This window comes from Pseudomonas sp. Leaf434, assembly GCF_001425545.1.
Lineage (GTDB): Bacteria > Pseudomonadota > Gammaproteobacteria > Pseudomonadales > Pseudomonadaceae > Aquipseudomonas > Aquipseudomonas siliginis.
This window is the reverse complement of record NZ_LMQZ01000007.1, coordinates 387,274-410,429: the sequence shown is the minus strand read 5'-3', so window position 1 is coordinate 410,429 and position 23,156 is coordinate 387,274. Positions and strand designations below refer to the sequence as shown.

The 23,156-nt window shown below is 62.0% G+C and carries 20 protein-coding genes and 1 riboswitch; of the genes, 6 read left to right on the top strand and 14 right to left on the bottom strand.

Annotated features, from left to right (window positions below):
• Positions 1–42: 42 nt before the first annotated feature.
• The 9 genes from ASG55_RS13925 to ASG55_RS13885 all read right to left on the bottom strand — a co-directional run bounded on the left by ASG55_RS13925 (position 43) and on the right by ASG55_RS13885 (position 9,542).
• Positions 43–753 carry a PqiC family protein gene (locus tag ASG55_RS13925; RefSeq protein WP_024011350.1) on the bottom strand — a complete coding sequence of 237 codons (711 nt, stop codon included), beginning with the start codon at positions 751–753 and terminating at the stop codon, positions 43–45.
• A 185-nt stretch (positions 754–938) separates the two neighbouring features.
• Positions 939–3,203, bottom strand: coding sequence for a DNA topoisomerase IV subunit A (gene parC, locus ASG55_RS13920; protein ID WP_024011349.1), 2,265 nt, complete (start codon positions 3,201–3,203; stop codon positions 939–941).
• A 7-nt stretch (positions 3,204–3,210) separates the two neighbouring features.
• Positions 3,211–3,735, bottom strand: a complete 525-nt coding sequence (locus ASG55_RS13915) for a retropepsin-like aspartic protease family protein (RefSeq protein WP_041477648.1) — start codon at positions 3,733–3,735, stop codon at positions 3,211–3,213.
• Positions 3,732–4,721, bottom strand: coding sequence for an esterase-like activity of phytase family protein (locus ASG55_RS13910; RefSeq protein WP_041477647.1), 990 nt, complete (start codon positions 4,719–4,721; stop codon positions 3,732–3,734). The genes ASG55_RS13915 and ASG55_RS13910 overlap by 4 nt, the downstream gene beginning before the upstream one ends.
• Positions 4,721–6,628, bottom strand: coding sequence for a DNA topoisomerase IV subunit B (gene parE / locus ASG55_RS13905; protein WP_024011346.1), 1,908 nt, complete (start codon positions 6,626–6,628; stop codon positions 4,721–4,723). Before parE ends, ASG55_RS13910 begins: the two co-directional genes overlap by 1 nt.
• A 41-nt stretch (positions 6,629–6,669) precedes the next feature.
• A complete protein-coding gene (locus tag ASG55_RS13900) occupies positions 6,670–7,278 on the bottom strand; it encodes a YqiA/YcfP family alpha/beta fold hydrolase (protein WP_056787520.1) in 609 nt (202 codons plus the stop codon).
• Positions 7,279–7,568: 290 nt separating this feature from the next.
• Positions 7,569–8,384 (bottom strand): 3',5'-cyclic-AMP phosphodiesterase, encoded by an 816-nt coding sequence (gene cpdA / locus ASG55_RS13895; RefSeq protein WP_056787517.1) that lies wholly within the window; start codon positions 8,382–8,384, stop codon positions 7,569–7,571.
• A 97-nt stretch (positions 8,385–8,481) separates the two neighbouring features.
• On the bottom strand, positions 8,482–8,934 hold the full coding sequence (locus tag ASG55_RS13890; protein WP_016771972.1) for a DUF1249 domain-containing protein: 453 nt from the start codon (positions 8,932–8,934) through the stop codon (positions 8,482–8,484).
• Positions 8,925–9,542, bottom strand: coding sequence for an NUDIX domain-containing protein (locus ASG55_RS13885; protein WP_024011344.1), 618 nt, complete (start codon positions 9,540–9,542; stop codon positions 8,925–8,927). Before ASG55_RS13885 ends, ASG55_RS13890 begins: the two co-directional genes overlap by 10 nt.
• A gap of 227 nt (positions 9,543–9,769) precedes the next feature.
• Here ASG55_RS13885 and ASG55_RS13880 point away from each other — a divergent pair, with 227 nt between their 5' ends.
• On the top strand, positions 9,770–10,516 hold the full coding sequence (locus ASG55_RS13880; RefSeq protein WP_016771974.1) for an RsiV family protein: 747 nt from the start codon (positions 9,770–9,772) through the stop codon (positions 10,514–10,516).
• Here the strand turns inward: ASG55_RS13880 and cytX are convergent.
• Both cytX and thiC read right to left on the bottom strand, forming a co-directional pair.
• A complete protein-coding gene (gene cytX / locus ASG55_RS13875) occupies positions 10,485–11,777 on the bottom strand; it encodes a putative hydroxymethylpyrimidine transporter CytX (protein ID WP_056787515.1) in 1,293 nt (430 codons plus the stop codon). The two genes, ASG55_RS13880 and cytX, sit on opposite strands and share 32 nt — an antisense overlap.
• 140 nt (positions 11,778–11,917) lie before the next feature.
• Complete coding sequence (thiC, locus tag ASG55_RS13870; RefSeq protein ID WP_056787512.1) at positions 11,918–13,807, bottom strand: phosphomethylpyrimidine synthase ThiC; 1,890 nt, start codon at positions 13,805–13,807, stop codon at positions 11,918–11,920.
• Positions 13,808–13,952: 145 nt separating this feature from the next.
• A riboswitch (TPP riboswitch) is annotated at positions 13,953–14,058 on the bottom strand.
• Positions 14,059–14,262: 204 nt separating this feature from the next.
• Here thiC and ASG55_RS13865 point away from each other — a divergent pair.
• Positions 14,263–15,696: a TolC family outer membrane protein gene (locus tag ASG55_RS13865; RefSeq protein WP_041477642.1), complete on the top strand. Its 1,434-nt coding sequence runs from the start codon at positions 14,263–14,265 to the stop codon at positions 15,694–15,696.
• A gap of 91 nt (positions 15,697–15,787) precedes the next feature.
• Here ASG55_RS13865 and waaA read toward each other — a convergent pair whose 3' ends face one another.
• Positions 15,788–17,062 carry a lipid IV(A) 3-deoxy-D-manno-octulosonic acid transferase gene (gene waaA, locus ASG55_RS13860; protein WP_056787509.1) on the bottom strand — a complete coding sequence of 425 codons (1,275 nt, stop codon included), beginning with the start codon at positions 17,060–17,062 and terminating at the stop codon, positions 15,788–15,790.
• 11 nt (positions 17,063–17,073) lie between these two features.
• Positions 17,074–17,970 carry a LysR family transcriptional regulator gene (locus ASG55_RS13855; protein ID WP_056787818.1) on the bottom strand — a complete coding sequence of 299 codons (897 nt, stop codon included), beginning with the start codon at positions 17,968–17,970 and terminating at the stop codon, positions 17,074–17,076.
• Between the two features lie 109 nt (positions 17,971–18,079).
• On the opposite strand from ASG55_RS13855, the gene ASG55_RS13850 reads away from it, so the two are divergent.
• The 4 genes from ASG55_RS13850 to ASG55_RS13835 all read left to right on the top strand — a co-directional run bounded on the left by ASG55_RS13850 (position 18,080) and on the right by ASG55_RS13835 (position 21,600).
• On the top strand, positions 18,080–18,412 hold the full coding sequence (locus tag ASG55_RS13850; protein WP_056787506.1) for a DMT family transporter: 333 nt from the start codon (positions 18,080–18,082) through the stop codon (positions 18,410–18,412).
• A 202-nt stretch (positions 18,413–18,614) separates the two neighbouring features.
• A complete protein-coding gene (locus ASG55_RS13845; RefSeq protein WP_056787503.1) occupies positions 18,615–19,790 on the top strand; it encodes an NAD(P)/FAD-dependent oxidoreductase in 1,176 nt (391 codons plus the stop codon).
• Positions 19,787–20,599, top strand: a complete 813-nt coding sequence (locus ASG55_RS13840; protein ID WP_056787501.1) for an aldo/keto reductase — start codon at positions 19,787–19,789, stop codon at positions 20,597–20,599. Before ASG55_RS13845 ends, ASG55_RS13840 begins: the two co-directional genes overlap by 4 nt.
• 32 nt (positions 20,600–20,631) lie before the next feature.
• Positions 20,632–21,600 (top strand): hypothetical protein, encoded by a 969-nt coding sequence (locus ASG55_RS13835; RefSeq protein ID WP_056787497.1) that lies wholly within the window; start codon positions 20,632–20,634, stop codon positions 21,598–21,600.
• A gap of 84 nt (positions 21,601–21,684) precedes the next feature.
• Here the strand turns inward: ASG55_RS13835 and hldE are convergent, their stop codons facing one another.
• Positions 21,685–23,106: a bifunctional D-glycero-beta-D-manno-heptose-7-phosphate kinase/D-glycero-beta-D-manno-heptose 1-phosphate adenylyltransferase HldE gene (gene hldE / locus ASG55_RS13830; protein ID WP_041477636.1), complete on the bottom strand. Its 1,422-nt coding sequence runs from the start codon at positions 23,104–23,106 to the stop codon at positions 21,685–21,687.
• Positions 23,107–23,156 lie beyond the last annotated feature (50 nt).

Genomic DNA, 23,156 nt, shown 5'->3' with positions numbered 1-23,156 from the left:
AAAGCCCGCACAAGGCGGGCTCTGTTCTGACGCGTTCCAGCCTCAGAAGCGAAACACTTCCATATCGGTACGAATAGGCGAGGCCATCGGAATCTTTGGCTGCTTCTCGGCATCCGCCGCCGGCGCTGCGGGTTTCGGCGCGGCTTTACGCGGTGCCTCGGCCACGGGCGGCTGGTTGGCCAGTGGCTTGAGCGCCACCGACAACTGCTCGGCCAGACGCTGCAACAGAACCCCTTGTGCCTGCACCTGGGACGCGGTGCTGCCGGCGTGCGTTTCCTGCAGGTGAATGATGCGGTTATCGCGCACCTTGCCGCGACGATCGATCAAACGCCATTGCGCATCGAGAATCGCCGGTTGTTTCGCCCCGGAATCCAGACGGGTGATGGTCAGCAGAACCTGCACATCCGGCGTGAATCCGGCAGTAGCAGGCGCCAGCACCACACGCTGACTGTCCAGGTGACCAGCCACCTGACGCATCAGCAGTTGATCGATATCCGACGAAAGGCTGCCAGCCCAACGACCGTCGGTCGCCGCTTGCAGGCTGCCGTCGGGTTGACGTTGCAGCAGGGTTTCGCGTTGCAGGTAATCGGCAACAACTACCGGCCCCAGCAAAACCGCCATGCCCGCGCTTTGCGCAGGCTGAACCGGACTTCCGCTGTCCAGTTGGTACAGCGACACCGGCTGGTGAACGCTGCAACCCGCCAGGCCAAGAACGCCGGCGAGCAACAAAATAAGGGGGCGTAGAGCAGTCATCATCCCGTCCAGGTGGCCGCCACAAGGCTGACCACAGTGAAAATACTCAATAAATATGAAGAACGCTCGGCCACGCCGGCGCTTGAAAGGCCATATCATCCGTGAATATGCGTTCCGACTCCAGCGCCAAAGCGTCGATCTACGCGTTTAATCGCAGATCGAACGCTCTAGGAAGGCGTTCTCGCCTAATTGAGGTTTTCGACGAGCAGCGCATCCACCCTCTGGAAGCCCCGCGGAAGTTTGTTTCCGCGCCGTCCCCGCTCACCTTTGTAGTGCTCGAGGTCGTCGGCTTTCAGCGACAGGGTCCGTTTGCCAGCCTGCAATACCAGGGTGGCGCCTTCCGGCAGGACGGCGATGTCCGTGACATATTCTTCGCGACTGGCCACGCGTTCACCGGATATACCGATGATCTTGTTGCCTTTGCCCTTACCTAATTGTGGCAGATCGCTGATTTTGAAGATCAGCAGGCGACCTTCGGTCGTGACCGAGGCCAGCCAGTTCTGCTCACGATCGGCCACAGGGCGCGGCGCGATGACCTTGGCGTTGTTCGGCAGGCTCAACAGGGCCTTGCCGGCCTTGTTCTTCGCTTGCAGGTCTTCGCCTTTGACCACGAAGCCGTAACCGGCATCGGACGCAATCACGTACAGCGCATCGTCTTCGGGCATCAGCACGCATTCGAACGAAGCGCCCGGTGGCGGCGTCAGACGGCCGGTCAAGGGTTCGCCCTGGCCACGGGCCGACGGCAAGGTATGCGCGGCGACCGAGTAGCTGCGACCGGTGGAATCGATGAACACGGCAAACTGGTTGGAGCGCCCCGCCGCCGAGGTCTTGAAGCCATCGCCGGCCTTGTACGACAGACCGGTAGCGTCGATGTCATGGCCCTTGGCCGAACGCACCCAGCCTTTTTCCGACAGCACGACAGTGACTTTCTCGTTCGGCAGCAGATCGTGCTCGCTCAACGCCTTGGCTTCGGCGCGCTCGACGATTGGCGAACGGCGGTCGTCGCCGTAGGTTTCGGCGTCTTTGAGCAGCTCGGTGCGCACCAGTTTCTTCAGCTTCGCTTCGCTGCCCAGCAGGGCTTGCAGCTTGGCTTGTTCCTTGAGCAGTTCGTCCTGCTCGTCGCGCAGCTTCATCTCTTCCAGTCGCGCCAACTGACGCAAGCGGGTGTCGAGGATGTAGTCGGCCTGAATCTCGCTGAGGGCGAAACGCTCAATGAGCTTGGCTTTCGGATGCTCCTCGGTACGGATGATGTGAATTACTTCATCCAGGTTGAGGTAGGCGATCAGCAAACCGTCCAACAGGTGCAGGCGACGCTCGACCTTGTCGAGGCGAAATTGCAGGCGGCGACGCACGGTCAGCACGCGGAATTCCAGCCATTCGACCAGCAGCGCACGGAGGTTTTTCAGCTGCGGCTTGCCGTCCAGACCGATGATGTTGACGTTGACCCGGTAGGTCGACTCCAGCTCGGTGCTGGCGAACAGGTGCTGCATCAGCGCTTCGTGATCGACGCGGCTGTTGACCGGGATGATCACGATGCGGCACGGGTTTTCGTGGTCGGATTCGTCACGCAGATCGGCGATCTGCGGCGCTTTCGACGGTTTGGCCTGCATCAGCGCGGCGATCTGCTCCAGCACCTTGGCGCCGGAGACCTGATGCGGCAGCGCGGTGACGATGATGTCGCCGTCCTCGACGTGGTACACGGCGCGCATACGCACCGAGCCCTTGCCGGTTTCGTACATCTTCAGCAGGTCGGCACGCGGCGTGATGATTTCCGCTTCGGTCGGATAATCCGGACCCTGGATGTGTTCGCAGAGCTGTTCGACCGTGGCTTTCGGCTCATCCAGCAAGCGTACGCAGGCGGTGGCGACTTCGCGCAGGTTGTGCGGCGGTACGTCGGTGGCCATGCCCACGGCGATACCGGTGGTGCCGTTGAGCAGAATGTTCGGCAGGCGCGCCGGCAACACCAGCGGCTCCTGCAGGGTGCCGTCGAAGTTCGGCCCCCAGTCCGCGGTGCCCTGGCCCAGTTCGCTGAGCAGCACTTCGGAATAGCGCGACAGCCGCGCTTCGGTGTAACGCATGGCGGCGAAGGACTTCGGATCGTCCGGCGCACCCCAGTTGCCCTGGCCGTCGACCAGCGTGTAGCGATAGCTGAACGGCTGCGCCATCAGCACCATCGCTTCGTAGCACGCCGAATCGCCGTGGGGGTGGAACTTGCCGAGCACGTCACCGACGGTACGCGCCGATTTCTTGTGCTTGGAATCAGCGTCCAGCCCCAGTTCGCTCATGGCGTAGACGATACGCCGCTGTACCGGCTTCAGGCCGTCGCCGATATGCGGCAAGGCGCGGTCCATGATCACGTACATGGAGTAGTTGAGGTAGGCATTTTCGGTGAAGTCAGCCAGCGAGCGGCGTTCTACACCATCCAGGCTGAGATCAAGGGAGTCGCTCATGCGGGCCTCATCGGTTCGTTGTCTGGCGCAGCAGCATGGTGCCACCGCGCTGGGTAAATTCAAGTCTGTTCAGGGCGCTCATGCCGAGCAGCACCTGGTCGCCATGCAGCCCCGGCGCCACCAGTGCGCGGACATCCCGCAGCACGATGTCGCCCAGTTGCAGGCGGGCAATCTTCGTTCGATAGCCCTGGCTCAGGCCATTGGCCGTGCTCAGGGTCACGCCGAAACCTTCTTGCAGCTTCAAACGCTTGGCCAGATCCGCCGGGATCGCGACATCGGTCGCGCCGGTGTCGAGCATGAACTCCACCGGCTCGCCGTTGATCTGGCCGCTGGCGACAAAATGCCCTTGGGCATTGCTCGCCAGTTTCACTTCGATAAAACCTTCGCCCTGCTCCGACGTGACCACGATGTTCGGATTCTGCTGGCGCTGCTCCCACTGCCCAAAAAACTTCGTCGCGAGAAACAGTGCCGCGCACCAGGCGAGGACCATTAGCACCCGACCGGCACGCTTGCCCGGCGGTTGCTGGCTCATGGCCTGGCACTCCAGCCACCGTCCGGCGCGGCGAAGCGCCAGACCACCGGGCGGACTTCGCCGTCGGCACGCGGGCCAAAATTGTTGTCGACGCCGATCCACGCGCCTTCGGCATCAATGATCAGCGCTTCCTCCAGTCCGTAGTTCTGCGAATACCGACGTTGTTCCTGCAACAGTTCGCCGGCATACGACCAGCACTGCTCGACCTTGGCCGTCTGCGCATCGCGACGGCAGATCTCGAAAGCGTTGCGTTCAAGGGTAAACAGCTTGCCGTTGAACAAGGAAATGTCGGAGAAGTCGCGATGAACCGCTTTCGCCTTGGGAAACTGTGGCGGCTGCATCTCCTTGCCGCCCTCACTGAGCAGCACGCAGCGACCGTCACAATCCCACACCGTCTGCTGGCGTTTGATCAGCAGCAAACCACGTTTTTGCCGTTCGGCGGCCAGCCATATCTGATCACCGGCCGGGTTGATCGCCAGGCCCTCGAAGATCGAATTGAACTTGAGCAGCAGGCCGCTCGCCCGCGCTTCGCGAACCAGCAGCGGCGAGATTTTCAGCCAGTTAGCCGGGCCACTGACCGGCACCTGCAACACCGCCGCATGGGCCTCACTGACGATGTAGCGATTGCCTACGCTGTCGCAACTGATGCCTTCGAAATCCAGATCGCCCCCACGAATGAACGACGCCGCCCAGGTGCGCGAACTCAAGCCCCACGGCAGGCCGCTCTCCGGCACAGGCGGCACGTCGATGTGCACAGTTTGCGCCTGCCAGACCGGATCGTGGGTATCGAGCCGATAGATCTGCTCGTCATCGCGATCGGAAACCGTCCACAGCTCGTTGCCGCACATGGCCAGACCTGACAGGTTACCGCCGCGGATGCCTTCGACCGGGTGTTCGGAAAGCAGCTGCAACTCTTGCAGCGGCTCGGCCGACACGCTCAGCGCACTCAGCAGCAACGCACCCGCCAAGGCCCAGCCAAACTGCATCAGGCCAGCACCTCGGCGAGGTTGCCTTTGGATTCCAGCCAGGATTTGCGGTCACCGGCGCGTTTCTTCGCCAGCAGCATGTCCATCATTTCCGAGGTTTCGGCGAAGTCTTCGCCCAGCGTCAACTGCACCAGACGCCGAGTGTTCGGGTCCATGGTGGTTTCACGCAACTGCGGCGGGTTCATTTCACCCAGACCTTTGAATCGGGTGACCTGGGGTTTGCCGCGTTTCTTTTCGGCCACCAGGCGATCGAGAATGCCGTCGCGCTCGGCTTCGTCGAGGGCGTAGTAGATCTCTTTGCCGAGGTCGATGCGGTACAGCGGCGGCATCGCCACGTAGACGTGACCGGCATCCACCAACGGGCGGAAATGCTGGACGAACAGCGCACACAGCAAAGTCGCAATGTGCAGACCGTCGGAGTCGGCGTCGGCGAGGATGCAGATCTTGCCGTAGCGCAGCTGGCTCATGTCCGCGGCGCCCGGATCGACGCCGATCGCCACGGCGATGTTATGCACTTCCTGGCTGGCGAGCACTTCGCTGCCGTCGACTTCCCAAGTGTTGAGGATCTTGCCGCGCAACGGCAGGATCGCCTGGAACTCCTTGTCCCGCGCCTGTTTGGCCGAACCGCCGGCGGAGTCACCCTCGACCAGGAACAGCTCGGAACGCATCGGGTCCTGCCCGGCGCAGTCAGCCAGTTTGCCCGGCAGCGCCGGACCTTGGGTGACGCGTTTGCGCTCGACTTTCTTGCTCGCCTTGAGACGGCGGCCGGCGTTGTTGATCGCCAATTCGGCCAGGGCCAGACCGGTTTCCGGGTTGGCGTTGAGCCACAGGCTGAAAGCGTCTTTAACCACACCGGAGACGAACGCCGCTGCCTCACGGGAAGACAGACGCTCTTTGGTCTGGCCGGAGAATTGCGGCTCCTGCATTTTCATCGACAGGACGAAAGCGATGCGCTCCCAGACGTCTTCCGGCGCGAGTTTCACGCCGCGTGGCAGCAGGCTGCGGAACTCGCAGAACTCGCGCATCGCGTCGAGCAGACCCTGACGCAGGCCGTTGACGTGCGTACCGCCTTGGGCGGTCGGGATCAGGTTGACGTAGCTTTCCTGCACCGCGTCGCCACCTTCCGGCAGCCACAACAGTGCCCAGTCGACCGCTTCCTTATTACCGGCGAAAGCGCCGCAGAACGGCTCGTTGGGCAGACGTTCGAATTCGCTGACCGCATCGACCAGGTAGGAGCGCAGGCCATCTTCGTAATGCCACTCGACTTTCTCGCCGGTGCCTTTGTCTTCGAAGCTGACCAGCAAGCCCGGGCACAACACAGCCTTGGCCTTGAGCACATGCTTGAGGCGGCTGATGGAGAATTTCGGTGAGTCGAAGTATTTCGGGTCCGGCGCGAAGTACACGCTGGTGCCGGTGTTGCGCTTGCCGACGGTGCCGACGATTTCCAGCTCGGAGGCCTTGAAGCCGTCCTTGAAGGTCATCTGGTATTCGTTGCCGTCACGTTTGACCCGTACGCGCACTTCGGTCGACAGCGCGTTGACCACGGAAATACCCACACCGTGCAAGCCGCCGGAGAACTGGTAGTTCTTGTTGGAGAACTTGCCGCCCGCATGCAGCTTGGTGAGGATCAGTTCGACGCCGGACACACCCTCTTCCGGGTGAATGTCGACCGGCATGCCACGGCCGTCGTCGCTGACTTCCAGCGAATGGTCGGCATGCAGGATGACCTGCACCGATTTGGCGTGGCCGGCCAGGGCTTCGTCGACGCTGTTGTCGATGACTTCCTGGGCGAGGTGGTTCGGCCGACTGGTGTCGGTGTACATGCCGGGGCGTTTGCGCACCGGGTCGAGGCCCGAGAGGACTTCGATGGCGTCGGCGTTATAAGAACTAGCGCTGGGAGTGGCCATAAGGTCTCGTCGTCAGTCATTCATGAAAGAGGGGCAAGACTTCACAGCGTGGTGAAATCGATTGCCTGATACATATCGGCAGCCATGCCGGCAAAACTCAGCAACGCCGGCAATTGCCCGGCAAAGCCCTGGAAACTGTGGTCGCCGCCCGCCTGGATGCGCAAGGCACAGGCGCGGTAATACTGTTGGGCGAGGCGATAATCCAGCGTTTCGTCGCCGATTTGCAACCAGACCTGATAACGCTGCGGATCCTGCGGTGGTGGCACTTCCAGTTCGGCCAGCGCCGTGACGTGGTCGTGAGTCAGTTCCCAGGTTTCATCGGTGTAGAGGTTCTGCTGCGTGCCCAGATAACCATCGAACATCCGGTGCGGGCTGACCGCCGGGTTGACCAGCAGGGCTTTCAGGCCATGGCGCTCGGCCAGGTGAGTCGCATAGTAGCCGCCGAGCGAACTTCCCACCAGCAACGGCCGGCCCAGCTCGGCGATTGCCTGCTCGAGCTGACCGATGGCTTCACGCGGATGGTGATGCAGCGCCGGCACGCGCAATTGCCCGCTCAAACCCAGCTGCTCCATGACCGCGACCAGCTGACAGGCCTTCTTCGAGGCCGGCGCGCTGTTGAAACCGTGGATATAGAGGATCGAACCGGACATTTGAGCTCCCTGGCTGTCGGCGAAAGATAGCGGAGTTTACAGGGAGAAGGACCGGGATTGGGGGTGGGTTCAATAAATTGGTGTGACAGCACAAGCTGCCCTCACCCTAACCCTCTCCCGGAGGGAGAGGGAACCGACTGGGGGATATTCGAGAGCTACACCGACCTGAGCGTTTTGCTGCGAATCCATAATCGATATCGCTGTTTCAGGTCGATGCACAGCCAAAGACACCGCGGTCGGCCCCCTCTCCCTCTGGGAGAGGGCTGGGGTGAGGGTCTTTGATTGTCAGTTCAGTAACCGTTGGAGCCGTAATCGACTGTGAACTCGAAGTCGGTGACTCTTTCGACGCCCGTTTCCAATTTCCCGTCCGGCAACAATCGCAACCAGCGATACCCCGGCGCCTGCTCGCCCACTTTGAAATCCGCACTCCCCGGCTCGAACTGGATACACGTCGAGGGCGAGGCCATCAAGCGCACGCCATTGCGGTCGCGATCGATTTCCTGATGCACATGCCCCCACAGCACCGCGCGAACCTGTGGAAAGCGATCCAGCACTTCAAAGAACGCTTCCGGGTTGCGCAAGCCGATCGGCTCCATCCACGCGCAGCCGATCGACACCGGGTGATGATGCAGGCACACCAGATGATGGCGCTCAGGCGCCTCGCTCAGCGCGCGCGCGAGCAGTTGCAATTGATCATCCTGCAGATAGCCCGGCACCGAACCCGGCACCGCCGAATCCAGCATCGTCACCCGCCAATTGCCAATATCGACCACCGGCTCCAGCAGCGTGCTTTGCACCGCCGCCTCGGCCATGACCATCGGCTCGTCGTGATTGCCGGGAATCCAGCGCGCGGGTGCACTGATCTGCGCGCTCAGTTGGCGGAATGCCTGATACGACTGCAGCGTGCCGTCCTGGGAAATATCGCCGGTGGCCAGCACCAGGTCGATCTGCGCCTGTTGCGCCAACACCAGGTCGATGACCCTTTGCAGGCTCTCGCGGGTCTTCATGCCCAGCAGCGTGCCGTCCGCCTCGGCGAACAAGTGGCTGTCGGACAACTGCACCAGCAGCGCCGGGTCGGCGCTGGTCAATGTCGATACGCTGGGCAAGGCGCTCTCCCGGGGCTAAGCACGCAATGGATGGGTGCGGCAATTATGCTGGGGGATGACAAAAAGGGGAAACCGCCGAAGCGGACGCAGTTCACAACTAGCGAACGACTTCGTACTCGTGCCCCAACGCCAGGCAATGACTCAGCCATTCGCCCAGAAACACATTGAGCTGGGCCTTTTCATCGGGCTGATGCATGGCGGCGTTCGGATAAGGATAGATGCCGCGAAAGCGTCGTGCATGCTCGGCGCTGACCACTTCGGCCATGCGCGCGTCGTGGTAGACCTGCACTTCCAGTTGCGGCACCGGCAACCACGGCAGACTGTGCTCCTGGCGCACCTGCAAGGTCGTGGTGTACGGGCAGGTCTGCAACACCTCGAGAGCGAGCACGCCAAGCATCTGCTCGCCCTGGGTCACAGCGATACGCCGCGCCTCGGGTTCGTTGCGCATGTCCGGCAGCAGTCGCATCAGGCGCGCGTAGTTGGCCTCGCAGGCGGCTTGCAGCCCTACGAGGTCAACCCGATAACGATCGCGCAGCTTGTTTACGACCATAGCCCCCTCACTTCGGCGCGGTTGAGCGCCAGCCACTGCAAGGCGATGATGCTCGCCGCGTTGGCAATACGTCCGTCACGCACGGCCTGCAAGGCATCTTCAAATGCCCAGACCGTTACGCGAATGTCTTCGGCCTCTTCTTCCAGCCCGTGCAGACCGCCGACACCGTCGGTGCTGCAACGTCCCAGATACAAATGCACGAACTCGTTGCTGCCACCCGGCGAGGGGAAATACTTGGTCATCGGCCACAGCGCCTTGATGTCCAGCCCAGCTTCCTCCTGCGCCTCGCGGTGAGCAACTTCTTCCGGTTGCTCATCCTTGTCGATCAGACCGGCGACCAGTTCGACCAGCCATGGGTTGTCGGCCTTGCCCATGGCGCCGACACGAAACTGCTCGATCAACACCACTTCATCGCGCTGCGGATCGTAAGGCAGGACGCACACGGCATCGTGGCGCACGAAGATTTCACGATTGATTTCGCGGCTCATGCCACCGGCGAACAGCTCATGGCGCAGGTGCACACGGTCAAGCTTGTAAAAGCCCTCGTAGCATTTTTCGCGCCGCACGATATCCACGGCGGTCGGAATGGCGTTGGCAAAGTCAGTCATAATCTTCCTCTTTACTGCACATCCATTACGAGGTTGCTGTGTACAACCGGCAACCTCGACTTCGCGCCATCCTAACGCGCCCGCACCGTTTGATGCAGCCCCTTTACCGTCAGCGGGATGGACGGTGAAGCTGAAACACACTCTAATCAGCTTAGTGGCGAACTGACTGCTCCGTTGAGAGTCGAAGCGGTATCTTTTTGCCTTCCCCTGCTTTCGAAAGGACGCCCATGTCGCTTTTCAAAATTGCCTCCGTGGCCGCTATTGCCCTGACTCTGGGCGCCTGTGCCAGCCTGTTCCAGCCCAACTATCGCACGCCGCTGGAAACCACCCGCGACGCCTCGGAACAACTCAAACCCGGCTGTTCCAACCCCGATTGCCCGCTGGTGAACATCGACACCCTGCGCTTCCCGGATGAGCCGGCGCTGGATGGCATCATCGAAAAACGTTTGCTGCAAATGACCCGTACCGAGAAGAACGCGCCGGTAGCGCCAACCCTGGCCGCCTACCGCGAGCAGTTCCTCGCCAGCGCCGGCCCGCGCAACAGCAGCTATCTGCAAGCGAAAGTACGCGAGCAGCATGACGGACTGGTGATCATCGAGCTGTCGAGCTACCTCGACACCGGCGGCGCTCACGGCACGCCGGGTCGCGGTTTCATCAACTATTCGCGCCAGCAGCACAAGGTGCTGAACCTGTCCGACATGTTGCTGCCGGGTCAGGAAGAAGCATTCTGGAAAGCCGCACAAGTGGCGCACAACAGTTGGCTGATCAGTACCAAGCTCGATCAGGAGGCGGAATTCGTCGCGAACTGGCCGTTCGTGAAAACCCCACACGTGGCGCTGACCTACGGCGGCGTGATCCTCAAGTACGACGTGACCACCATCGCGCCTTATGCGCTGGGCCACGTCGAACTGAAGATCCCTTACCCGCGCCTGAACGGCATTCTCAAGCCTGAGCTGTTTCCCGGCCGTAACTGAAGGCCCGGCCCAGCACCAGTTGAAGCAATCCTGCCAGCACCAGCGCCGGCAGGGTTGCGCCGACATCCGGATACAGATTCGCCAGCAAGTGGTAGGTGCTCACACCACCCAGCCACGCCAGCAACGCCGGCCAGCGCAATGCGGCTGACGCGACCTGAGCACTGCGTTTGCGCAGAATGAAGTGATCCACCAGCACCACGCCGAACAGCGGCGCGAACACCGAGCCGATCAACAGCAGGAAATTCTGGTACTGCGCCAACGGCGCCAGCAGTGCGATCAGCGTGCAGATCACGCCGATGGCCAAGGCCAGATGCTCGACTTTCAGACGCAACAGAATCCCGCTCGATACCGCCGCCGAGTGAATGTCGGCAAAAGCGTTTTCCGACTCGTCGAGCAGAATCAGCAACAGCGGAATGCCCAGACCGGCGCCTGCCAAGGCCAGCAGCAACGCATTGACTTCACCGCTCGGCGCGAACGCCAGGGTGTAGGCCACCCCAAGGCTCATCAGCCAGAAGTTACCGATGAAAAAACCCACAGCCGTGCCACCGAAAACATTCTTCGCGCGTTTGCCGAAACGCGAGTAGTCGGCAATCAGCGGCAGCCATGACAGCGGCATGGCGATGGCAATGTCGAAGCCCACGGCGAACGGCATCGAACCGTCACCGGCGCGCGCCCACAGCGCCGCGAGGTCGGCTTTGGCGAACAGGTTCCAGGTCAGCCACAGGCACGCGGCGAGCAACAGCCAGATGCCCCACTTGCGCAGAATCTGCCGCACGAACGTCAACGGCCCGCTCACCGCGAGCAAGGTCGCCAGCGCGCCGAAGAACAGCGTCCACAGAATCGGATTGGCCCACAGCGAACCTTCGCTGAAGGCGCGGCTGCCGAGCAGACTGGCGGCGTCGCGCATGACGATGATTTCGAACGAGCCCCAGCCGATCAGTTGCAGCAGATTGAGCAGCGCCGGCAGGCTCGCGCCTTTGCTGCCGAGGCTGAGCTTCAGCGCCGCCATCGATGACAGGCCGGTGTCGCTGCCGATCACGCCGACAGCAGCCAGCAACAGCACGCCGACCAGCGTGCCGAGGAAGATGGCCAGCAAAGAACCGGACAGACCCAGACCCGGCGCGAGCAATGCGCCGGTCTGCAAAACCATCAGGCCGATGCCGAGGGAGAACCACAGGGAAAACAGATCGCGCCCGCCGAACACACGCTTTGCAGCGGGGACGGCGAGATCGGGGGAATAGGTGCCGGGTTGAATGCTCAAGGGTGTTATCTCAAAGGGACATTTGTTGTGATCGTTCCCACGCTCTGCGTGGGAATGCCTCTCGGGACGCTCCGCGTCCAGTGACGCGGAGCGTCACGGGCTGCATTCCCACGCGGAGCGTGGGAACGATCAGTACGGGGTCAAACTTTCTTGTACAGCTGACTGCCTTCCTTCTTGAACCGCTCGGCCTGTTCCGCGAGTCCTTTGGCGACGTCCACGTCGACCGCATCGATGCGTTGGTTGGCTGCGTATTCACGGACTTCCTGGGTGATCTTCATCGAGCAGAATTTCGGCCCGCACATTGAGCAGAAGTGCGCGACCTTGGCCGAGTCCTTCGGCAGGGTTTCGTCGTGATAGGAGCGCGCGGTGTCCGGATCCAGGCCGAGGTTGAACTGGTCTTCCCAGCGGAATTCGAAACGCGCCTTGCTCAGTGCGTTATCACGAATCTGCGCGCCCGGGTGTCCCTTGGCCAGGTCCGCTGCGTGGGCGGCGATCTTGTAAGTGATGATCCCGGTCTTCACGTCATCCTTGTTCGGCAGGCCCAAGTGCTCCTTCGGCGTCACGTAGCAGAGCATCGCGCAACCGAACCAGCCGATCATCGCCGCGCCGATACCCGAGGTGATGTGGTCGTAGCCCGGCGCAATGTCGGTAGTCAGCGGGCCGAGGGTGTAGAACGGCGCCTCATCGCAGCATTCGAGCTGCTTGTCCATGTTCTCTTTGATCAATTGCATCGGCACGTGGCCCGGGCCTTCGATCATGCATTGCACGTCATGTTTCCAGGCGATTTTGGTCAGCTCGCCGAGGGTTTCCAGTTCGCCGAATTGCGCTTCGTCGTTGGCGTCGGCAATCGAGCCCGGACGCAGGCCATCGCCCAGCGAGAAGCTGACGTCGTAGGCCTTCATGATTTCGCAGATTTCGTCGAAGTGGGTGTAGAGGAAGTTCTCTTTGTGGTGCGCCAGGCACCACTTGGCCATGATCGAACCACCACGGGAGACGATGCCGGTGACGCGTTTGGCGGTCAGCGGCACGTAACGCAGGAGCACGCCGGCGTGAATGGTGAAGTAGTCGACGCCCTGCTCGGCCTGTTCGATCAGGGTGTCGCGGAACAACTCCCAGGTCAGGTCTTCAGCGATGCCGTTGACCTTCTCCAGCGCCTGATAGATCGGCACGGTACCGATCGGCACCGGCGAGTTGCGGATGATCCACTCGCGGGTTTCGTGAATGTGTTTGCCGGTGGACAGGTCCATCACCGTGTCCGAGCCCCAGCGAATGCCCCAGGTGAGCTTCGCCACTTCTTCTTCGATCGAAGAACCCAGGGCACTGTTGCCGATGTTGCCGTTGATCTTCACCAGGAAGTTACGGCCGATGATCATCGGTTCCAGTTCGACGTGGTTGATGTTGGCGGGAATGATCGCGCGACCGCGAGCGATTTCTTCGCGGACGAATTCAGGGGTGATTTCTTGCGGAATGCTTGCGCCGAAGCTGTGGCCGGCATGTTGCTGCTTGAGCAAACCGGCCGCACGGGCCTCTTGCAGCTTCATGTTTTCGCGGATGGCGACGTATTCCATCTCGGCGGTGATGATGCCTTTGCGCGCGTAGTGCATCTGGCTGACGTTGGCCCCGGCCTTGGCGCGGCGCGGGTTGTTGACGTGAGCGAAGCGCAGTTTGGTCAGTTCGGCATCGGCCAGACGCTGCTGGCCGAAGTTCGAGCTCAGGCCCGGCAGGCGCTCGGTATCGCCACGGTCATCGATCCACGCTGAACGCACATCGCCAAGGCCTTTGCGCACATCGATGACCACGTTCGGATCGGTGTACGGGCCGGAAGTGTCGTAGACCGTGACCGGCGCATTGATCTCGCCGCCGAAATCGGTCGGGGTTACATCGAGGCTGATTTCGCGCATCGGCACGCGGATGTCCGGGCGCGAGCCCTGAACGTAGATTTTTTGCGAACGGGTGAACGGCTTGACCGATTGCTCGTCGACCTTGGCCGAGTCACTCAGGTTGATCGCGTTTTTTTCTTTTGTTGTCATCACGGGCTCTCCAGACAGCATCCAGCAGTGGATTGTCGGAGCAGAACCTGAAAGGCACGGACGCACCAGGACCGGTGCTGTGCATTCGTCATGAGCGTTCGATTGTCGAACAATATCCCGGACGAAGCACAAGAGGACTCGCCGGGTGACGAGAAATCTTGTTCCCTACGCAGGCGCTAACCTGATCAGGTTCAACGGGATCCGAAATTATTCGATCTCAGCCTCATAGCAAGGCACCCCGACAAGAACCCGGCCAGTCTAGACACAACCATCAAGGAACGCCAACACCGCAGCGAACGCCATGATGAATGGCGTAAATACCCAGGCTGGCCGATTGTTGCCGGAGCAATGCGCAACTACACTCGCTTGGCCTGCCCAGCCTTGACGCTGTGTGGGCTGCGCCTTACCTTTGGCGCCCGGATTACTTCCATAATATTCATGCTAGGGATCGCCTCATGCTGCGCAAACTTTCATTGGCTGTTGCCGTGTCCTGTGCGTCCAACACAATGGCCTGGGCAGCGGAAGCACCCTTGTCGACCAAAACCGATCTGGTCAGCGTCTATCAGGAAGCGGTCGACAACAACGCCGACCTCGCCGCGGCCCGCGCCCAGTATGGCGCGCAGAAAGAAGTGGTGCCGCAGGCCCGCGCCGGTCTGCTGCCGAACCTGTCCGGTGGCGCCGAAGTTGCTGACGTGCGCACCTCGATCGACCAGCCTTCGGCCATCGCCAACCGCAGCGCGCATTCCTACCAGGCGACCCTCGCGCAGCCGCTGTTCCGCGCCGATCGCTGGTTCCAGTATCAAGCAGCCAAAGACGTCAACGAACAGGCCGCGCTGCAGCTCTCGGCCACCGAGCAGAACCTGATCCTGCAGAGCGCCGAAAGCTACTTCAACGTGCTGCGCAGCCAGGACAATCTGGCCTCGACCAAGGCTGAAGAAGCGGCGTTCAAACGTCAGCTCGATCAGTCCAACGAGCGCTTCGATGTCGGCCTTTCGGACAAGACCGACGTGCTGCAATCGCAAGCCAGTTACGACACCGCGCGAGCCAACCGCATCGTCGCCCAGCGTCAGGTCGATGATGCGTTCCAGGCGTTGATCACCCTGACCAACCGTCAGTACAACTCGATTCAGGGCATCGTCCACACGCTGCCGATTCTGCCGCCCTCGCCCAACGATGCGAAATCCTGGGTCGACACGGCGGCGCGGCAGAACCTCAATCTGCTCGCCAGCAACTACGCGGTCAGCTCCGCCGAGCAGACGCTCAGGCAGCGCAAGGCCGGCCATTTGCCGACCCTCGATGCCGTGGCGAAATACGAGAAAGGCGACAACGACGCCCTCGGCTTCGCCAACCCCAACTCGTTCGGCGCGCCCTACGGCGGCAACGTCGAGCAGAGCACGCTGGGCCTGCAACTGAACATCCCGATCTACAGCGGCGGGCTGACCAGTTCGCAAGTGCGTCAGTCCTATGCGCAACTGGATCAGAGCGAACAGCAGCGCGAATCCCTGCGCCGGCAAGTAGTTGAAAACACCCGCAATCTGCACCGCGCGGTGAACACCGACGTCGAGCAGGTGCAGGCGCGCCGCCAGTCGATCATCTCCAACCAGAGTGCGGTGGAAGCCACGGAAATCGGTTATCAGGTCGGCACGCGCAACATCGTCGACGTGCTCGACGCGCAACGCCAGCTGTACACCTCGGTGCGCAACTACAACAACACCCGCTACGACTACATCCTCGACAACCTGCGCCTGAAGCAGGCAGCGGGGACGCTGAACCCGGGTGATCTGGAAGATCTGCGGCGCTATCTGAAAGCCGATTACAACCCGGACAAGGATTTCCTGCCGCCGGATCTGGCGTCGGCGGCTGAGGCGCAGCTCAAGGCCCGGCCTTAAGCGTTAAAAACAAAAGATCGCAGCCTTCGGCAGCTCCTACAGGGAAATGCATTCCAACTGTAGGAGCTGCCGAAGGCTGCGATCTTTTTGCTTACTTGATCAATCTGCCCAAGCTATCCAGCAGCCGCTGCAACGCGCCCTGATTGCGCCGCATCACCGCCAGCCCGGCCTCCGCCATGCGCTGCGCATCACGCGGCAGTTCGAACAAGCGCTGCACCTCGACTGCGAGGCCTTCGGCATCATCCACTTCGGCCAATGCCCCGGCTTCGCGCAATTGCGCGGCGATGTCGAGGAAGTTGAACAGGTGCGGGCCGCTGAGTACCGGTTTCGCCAGCGCGGCGGGTTCGAGCAGGTTGTGCCCGCCGTTCGGCACCAGACTGCCGCCGACAAATGCGCTGTCGGCCAGGGCATAGAGAAACAGCAACTCGCCCATGGTGTCGCCAAGCAGCACGCTCGTCTGCGCATCGACATTGGCCCCGGTCGAGCGACGTACCGTGGCGAAACCTTCGCGCTGGCACAGGTCGAACACCGAATTGAAACGCTCGGGATGACGCGGCACCAGAATCAGCAACGCATCGGGATGACTGCCCAGCAAACGACGATGGGCGTCGAGCACCACTTCGTCTTCGCCTTCGTGGGTGCTCGCAGCGATCCATACCGGGCGATCCTGCGCCTGCCACCGGCTGCGCAGTTCGGCTGCACGCTGCAACAGTTGCGGGTCGATGGTCAGGTCGAACTTGATCGAACCGGTGACCTCGACAGTTTCCGGACGTGCGCCAAGATCGCGGAAGCGCTGGGCCTCGGCTGCGGTCTGCACGGCCAGCAAACTCATCTCGGCGAGCATCGGCGCAGTGAGTTTGCTGAAGCGGCCATAGCCTTTGGCGGAACGCTGCGACAACCGCCCATTGGCCAACGCCACCGGAATCCCGCGCTTGGCACATTGATGAATATGGTTAGGCCACAGCTCGGTCTCCATGATCACTGCAAGCCTGGGCTGTACGCGATCAAGAAAACGCGCCGCCGCACAAGGCAAGTCATACGGCAGATAGCAGTGTTGAATGTGCGGCTCGTTGGAAAACAGTGCCTGAATCCGCTCCGAACCGGTCGGGGTCATGCAGGTCACGGTGATCGGCAGCGTCGGATAGCGTTCCAGCAGCGCGCGGATCATCGGCGCGGCGGCAATGCTTTCGCCCACCGACACCGCGTGCACCCAGATGCCACCGGGCTGCAACGTCGGCATGCCATAAGTAAAGCGCTCGCCAATGCGTTTGGCATACGCCGGCGCCTTGCGCGCGCGCAGCCACAGCCGAATCGCCACCAATGGCAGCCCCAGGTAAAACAACGCGGTGTAGAGAGTTCTATTCATGGCGGCGGAGTTTATCGGCTTTTGTCGCCGATCGCCCGCAAGTGCACAGCAAAACGTTCCGCCAGCCAGCGCGCGGCCGGGCCGAGCGGTTCGTCGCGGCGCCAGACCAGTTCCACCACCAGCGCTGGCGGCGTCCATTCGCTGTCGAGCTCAATCATCTGGCCTTGATACGCCGAGTACTGCACAACGTGGCGCGGCAACCAAGCCCAGCCGAGATCGCGCACCAGCCATTCGGACATTACGTAAAAGCTGTCGGCGCGCCACACCTGTGGGCTGGCCGGCTCGTTGCCGGGATAGACGCTGGTCTGCGTCGACATCAGCAATTGCCGGTGCTGCGCCAGTTGCTGGCAGGTCACATAGGAATGCTGCGCCAGCGGATGATTGACGCCACAGACCGTGACCATTTCCACTCGACCCAGTACGCGGCGCTCAAGGGCTTCGGGGATTTCATCGTGATAGAACAGCAGGCCGAGGTCGGCGCGACGTTCGACCAGTTTGCGCGCGACTTCGCCTTGGGCGGCGCTGGTCAGTTGCACTTCCAGGCTGGGAAACTGCTCGGCCAGTTCGCCGAAACTTTCCACCAGCGCCTGATAGGGCATCGCCTCGTCCTGGGCCACCCGCAACTGCGCCTCCTGGCCGCGCAGCATGGCCATGGCGCGGCCGTTGAGGCGCTCGCACTGGCGCAATACTTCGCGGGCTTCTTCCAGCAACGCCTCGCCCGCCTCGGTGAGACGGGGCTGACGGCCACTGCTGCGCTCGAACAGGCTCACGCGCAAATCCTCTTCGAGCATCGCAACAGCGCTGCTGATCGCCGACTGCGCCTTGCGTTGTCGACGCGCCACGGCGGAGAACGAACGCTGTTCTGCAACGTCGACAAATACCCGCAACTGCTCGAGATTCCATTGCATGCTGAGCCACCAACCCATCTTCAAAACAGATAGGTAATGACTTTACCCCATCTGGCGAATCTCTAAAATGCCGCCTCAGCAAGCAACGTTTCACATTGAGGATTTGAACATGAACGCCTACGCCTACCTGGCCATTGCCATCTGCGCCGAAGTGATCGCCACCGTGTCGATGAAAGCCGTCAGAGGCTTCAGCACGCCGCTGCCATTGGTACTGGTGATCGTCGGCTATGCGATTGCGTTCTGGATGCTGACGCTGGTGGTGCGCACCGTTCCGGTCGGCGTAGCCTACGCGGTCTGGGCCGGTATGGGCATTGTGATGGTCAGCGTGGCGGCACTGTTTATCTATGGGCAGAAGCTGGATATCCCGGCGATGCTGGGGATGGCGTTGATCGTGCTGGGCGTGGTGGTGATTCAATTGTTCTCGAAAACCGCCGGCCATTAACTGCCAGACACAATCCCCTGTGGGAGCGAGCCTGCTCGCGAATGCGGTACATCAGTCAACACATATGTCGACTGGCATTCCCTCTTCGCGAGCAGGCTCGCTCCCACATTGGCCCATATGTTCGGCATGTTGATCATCGACAAATCCGCCCCTTTCCCGAGTCTGTATACTGCGCCCTCGTCTTGAGCACTGAGGTCGCTGCATGCCATCCGTTATTTCCACCGACGTTCTGATTGTCGGCGCTGGTGTCGCCGGCCTCTGGCTGAATGCGCGCCTGCGCGGTCAGGGTTTCTCGACCGTGCTGGTGGAAAGCGCCAGCCTCGGTGGCGGGCAGAGCGTGAAGTCCCAGGGCATCATCCACGGCGGCGCCAAGTACGCGCTGCACGGCGCGCTGACCGGGGCCTCGGAAGCCATCGCCGACATGCCGCGCCGCTGGCGCGAGGCGCTGGCCGGTAATGGTGAGCTGGATCTGTCCGGCGTACGTCTGCTGTCCGAAGCCCATTACCTGTGGTCGCCAGGCACTTTGGCCGGCAACCTGACCAGTTTCTTCGCCAGCAAAGCCGTGCGTGGCCGGGTCGATCAGGTCAAGGGCGATGAACTGCCGCTGGCCCTGCAAGACAAGCGTTTCAAGGGCAAGGTCTATCGCCTCGCCGAACTGGTAGTGGATGTCCCGAGCCTGATCCAGCGCCTGGCCGAGCTGGCCGGTGACGGTCTGCTCGCCGGGCAGGTCATCGAACCGTTGCTGGAAGCCGGCGTGCTGGTCGGCCTGAAAGTCGATGGCCGTGAGATCCGCGCCCAGCGCATCGTCCTCAGCGCCGGCGCCGGCACGGCCGAACTGCTTGAAGCCCTGGGCCTGAGCCGTCCGGCCATGCAGCGCCGCCCCCTGCACATGATCCTCGCCAAGGGCCCCGGTTTGAAACCGCTGTACGCGCACTGCCTGGGCGGCGGCACCAAGCCGCGCATCACCGTGACCACGCATCCGGCGGCTGATGGCCAGTGGGTCTGGTACATGGGCGGCGACATCGCCGAAAGCGAAGGCGTGGCCCGCGAACCAGCCGAACAGATCGCCACCGCGCAAAAGGAAATCGCCCAATTGCTGCCGTGGATCGACCTCAGCACCACGCAATGGGCCACCCTGCGCGTCGACCGCGCGGAGCCGCTGCAAACCGGCCTGACCCGTCCGGACAACGCATTCCTCGCCGAGGAAGGTCGCTTGCTCGTCGGCTGGCCGACCAAACTGGCACTGGCGCCGGACTTCGCCGACCGCGTTATCGCCTCGCTGCAACGCGACGGCATCCAGCCGCAGGCGACTGATCCGCTGCCGCCGCTGCCGAAACCACCGCTAGGTGTACCCGCGTGGGAGCAACTGCTGCCATGAGCATCGCCACTCTGCACGAACTTCATCGCCCACTGGGTAGCACCGGCCTGACGGTTTCGCCGCTGGGCCTGGGCACGGTCAAACTCGGCCGCGATCAAGGGGTGAAATACCCCAACGGCTTTCAGATTCCCGGCGATGACGAAGCGCGCATGCTGCTGCGCCAGGCGCGCGATCTGGGCATCAACCTGATCGACACCGCACCGGCCTATGGGCGCAGCGAAGAACGCCTCGGCCCGCTGCTGCGCGGTCAGCGTCAGGACTGGGTGATCGTCAGCAAGGTCGGTGAAGAGTTTGCCGATGGCCTGTCGCGTCACGATTTCAGCGCCGCGCACACGCGAATGTCGGTCGAGCGCAGCCTGCAACGTCTGGAAACGGATTTTATCGATCTGCTCCTCGTGCACTCGGACGGCAACGACATGGCCATCCTCGAGCACGAAGAGGTCTACGCCACCCTCGCGGCGCTGAAGGCCGAGGGCAAGATTCGCGGCTTCGGGTTTTCCGGCAAAACCGTCGAAGGCGGCTTGAAAGCGCTGGAGCAAGGCGACTGCGCGATGGTCACCTACAATCTGAACGAACAAAACGAAAAGGCGGTCATTGACTATGCTGCTGCCCACGGCAAAGCCATTCTGGTGAAAAAAGCCCTGGCCAGCGGTCATGTCTGTCTGAGTCCGGGAGTCGATCCGGTGCGCGCCAGCTTCGAGTTGCTGTTCACTCATCCCGGCGTTGCCAGTGCTATTGTCGGCACGATCAATCCGCTGCACCTCGCCCATAACGTAGCGACCGTTGCCCAGGTCCTGCGTAGTCACTGACGCCGCCCCGCGGCCTTAAGCCAGGAGCCGATATGCCGCGCACGCTCATCCGCAAGAACCCGAGCAACTTCAAGACACTGCCGCTGTTCGTCGAAGCCACGCCCGAAGGCCTGAGCTATCAGAGCGTCGGCATGCCGCTGAACTTCGCCCAGACCCTGCAACGGCGCAAACCGGTCAGTGTTGCCGACAGCGAGCGCTTTGCCCTGGAGCTGGCCAACCTCGGCGTGTCCGTGCGCCTGACCCTGCACTGGCAGAATCGCGATTACTGGGTGCTGGTGCGCCAGCGTCGGCAGGATCGCGGCGACGTGGTATTGAAGCTGATTTCCGGCTACGTGCCGGCCCATGAGCTGAACATTCCGCTGCACACGGCGATTCAGGAGATTGCCGAAGAGTGCCTGCTGGAAACCCCGGAAGGCTGGCTCGGCGGGCGCTTCAACGAGACTTGGTTGCCGGCGCCCTACTCCGCTGCGCTGCATTACCGTGAGGCGTTGCCGTTTCGCCTGACGCCGTTGTCCGGTTCGGCGCGTCCGGTGCGCTGCGCCAACCTGCAATTGCTGGAGCGACCAAGGGCGTACGTGCATCTGCCGACGGCGTCCCTGCAATTGATCTATGACTTGCGCCTGGACGTGCCCAAGGAGGCGAAGTCCTTGAGCCTGTTTCATGTCGACGAGCGTCTGGAAGGCGATCAACTGGTGGCGCGACTCGATCGCAAACGGCCAGACCTGTACTTGATGCCATTGCACGACGGTCAGCCGCTGCCTGAGTTGTACACCCTGAAAAAGGATCAACTGTATCCGGCGAGTACGCGCGGTCTGTATCTGGCCGAAAGCTTCGCGCGACAGGATGGCTGGTTGGTGCGCGATGAGCGGATTCGCTGGAAAGACTGGTTGCGCCAACAGGGCCTGACGCCAGCGGAGAAAGCCACTGGACTGGCACGCCTGCGCGGCAAGGCCAGGCAGCTGCTGAAGAAAATCGTACCGCGCAAGAAAGTGAATTCCTGAAAGCAAAAAATCGCAGCCTTCGACGGCTCCTGCATTGGAATGTATTCCCCTGTAGGAGCTGCCGCAGGCTGCGATCTTTTGATCTTATTGGCCGCGGATCTTTTCCACGATCGCTGTCGTCGAGCTGTTTTCCACCAGACCCAAAACTTTCACGGTACCGCCGTAAGCGGTAACGATATCCGCGCCGACCACCTGATCGATACCGTAATCGCCGCCCTTGACCAGCACGTCCGGCTTGACCTCGCGCAGCAGGTTTTCCGGTGTGCCTTCAGAGAAACTGATCACCCAGTCCACCGCGCCGAGACCGGCGAGTACCGCCATGCGGCGATCCACGCTGTTGATCGGCCGGCCCGGGCCTTTCAGGCGGCTGACCGAGGCGTCATCGTTGACCGCCACGATCAGACGGTCGCCCTGAGCGCGGGCCTGTTCCAGATAGGTCACGTGGCCGGCATGCAGGATATCGAAGCAGCCATTGGTGAAGACAATCCGCTCGTTGTGCGCACGGGCATCGTCAACCGCCAGCAGCAGCTGCTCAAGTCCCAGCACGCCTCGCTCCGAACCTTCTTCGCGCTGAATGGCGCGGCGCAGTTCCGGGGCGCTGATCGCGGCGGTACCCAACTTGCCGACGACGATGCCTGCTGCCAGATTGGCCAGCGCCACGGCGTGCGGCAGTTCTTCGCCTGCGGCAATGGCCGCGGCCAGGGTCGAAATCACCGTATCGCCGGCACCGGTCACGTCGAACACTTCGCGGGCGCGGGCCGGCAGATGCAACGCCGGATGATCCGGACGCAGCAAGGTCATGCCGTGTTCACCACGGGTCACCAGCAGCGCGCCGAGGTCGAGCTCCTGCATCAGGACGGCGCCCTTGCTCACCAGTTCGTGCTCATCGGCGCAACCACCGACGATGGTTTCGAACTCGCTGAGATTCGGTGTGATCAGGCTGGCACCGCGGTAGATCGAAAAGTCCTTGCCCTTCGGATCAGCCAATACCGGTATACCTTTGGCACGGGCGGCCTGGATCAGGGCCTGGTGATTTTTCAGTGCGCCTTTACCGTAATCCGACAACACCAGCACCTTGATGCCTTCAAGCAACCCGTCAACCTGCGCGGCCAGTGCCAGAGCATCGGTGGCGAACACTTCTTCGAAATCGATACGCAGCAACTGCTGGTGCCGGCTCATGACCCGCAGCTTGACGATGGTCGGCTGGTGCGCGATGCGCTGAAACAAGGCGCGCACGCCCGCGCCCTTGAGACTGTTGCTCAGGCTGTCGGCGGCTTCGTCATCGCCGGTCACGCCCACCAGCGATGCCGGTGCACCCAGCGCGGCAATGTTCAGCGCCACGTTGGCGGCACCGCCCGGGCGATCTTCGATCTGCTCGACCTTGACCACCGGCACCGGTGCCTCAGGGGAGATCCGTGAGGTTCCGCCATGCCAGTAACGGTCGAGCATGACATCGCCGACCACCAAGACAGGGGCTTGATCGAATCGCGGCATCGACAATTTCATGGAGCAACCCACATACAAAATGAACAGGGGCGCGATATTAACAGGATCGC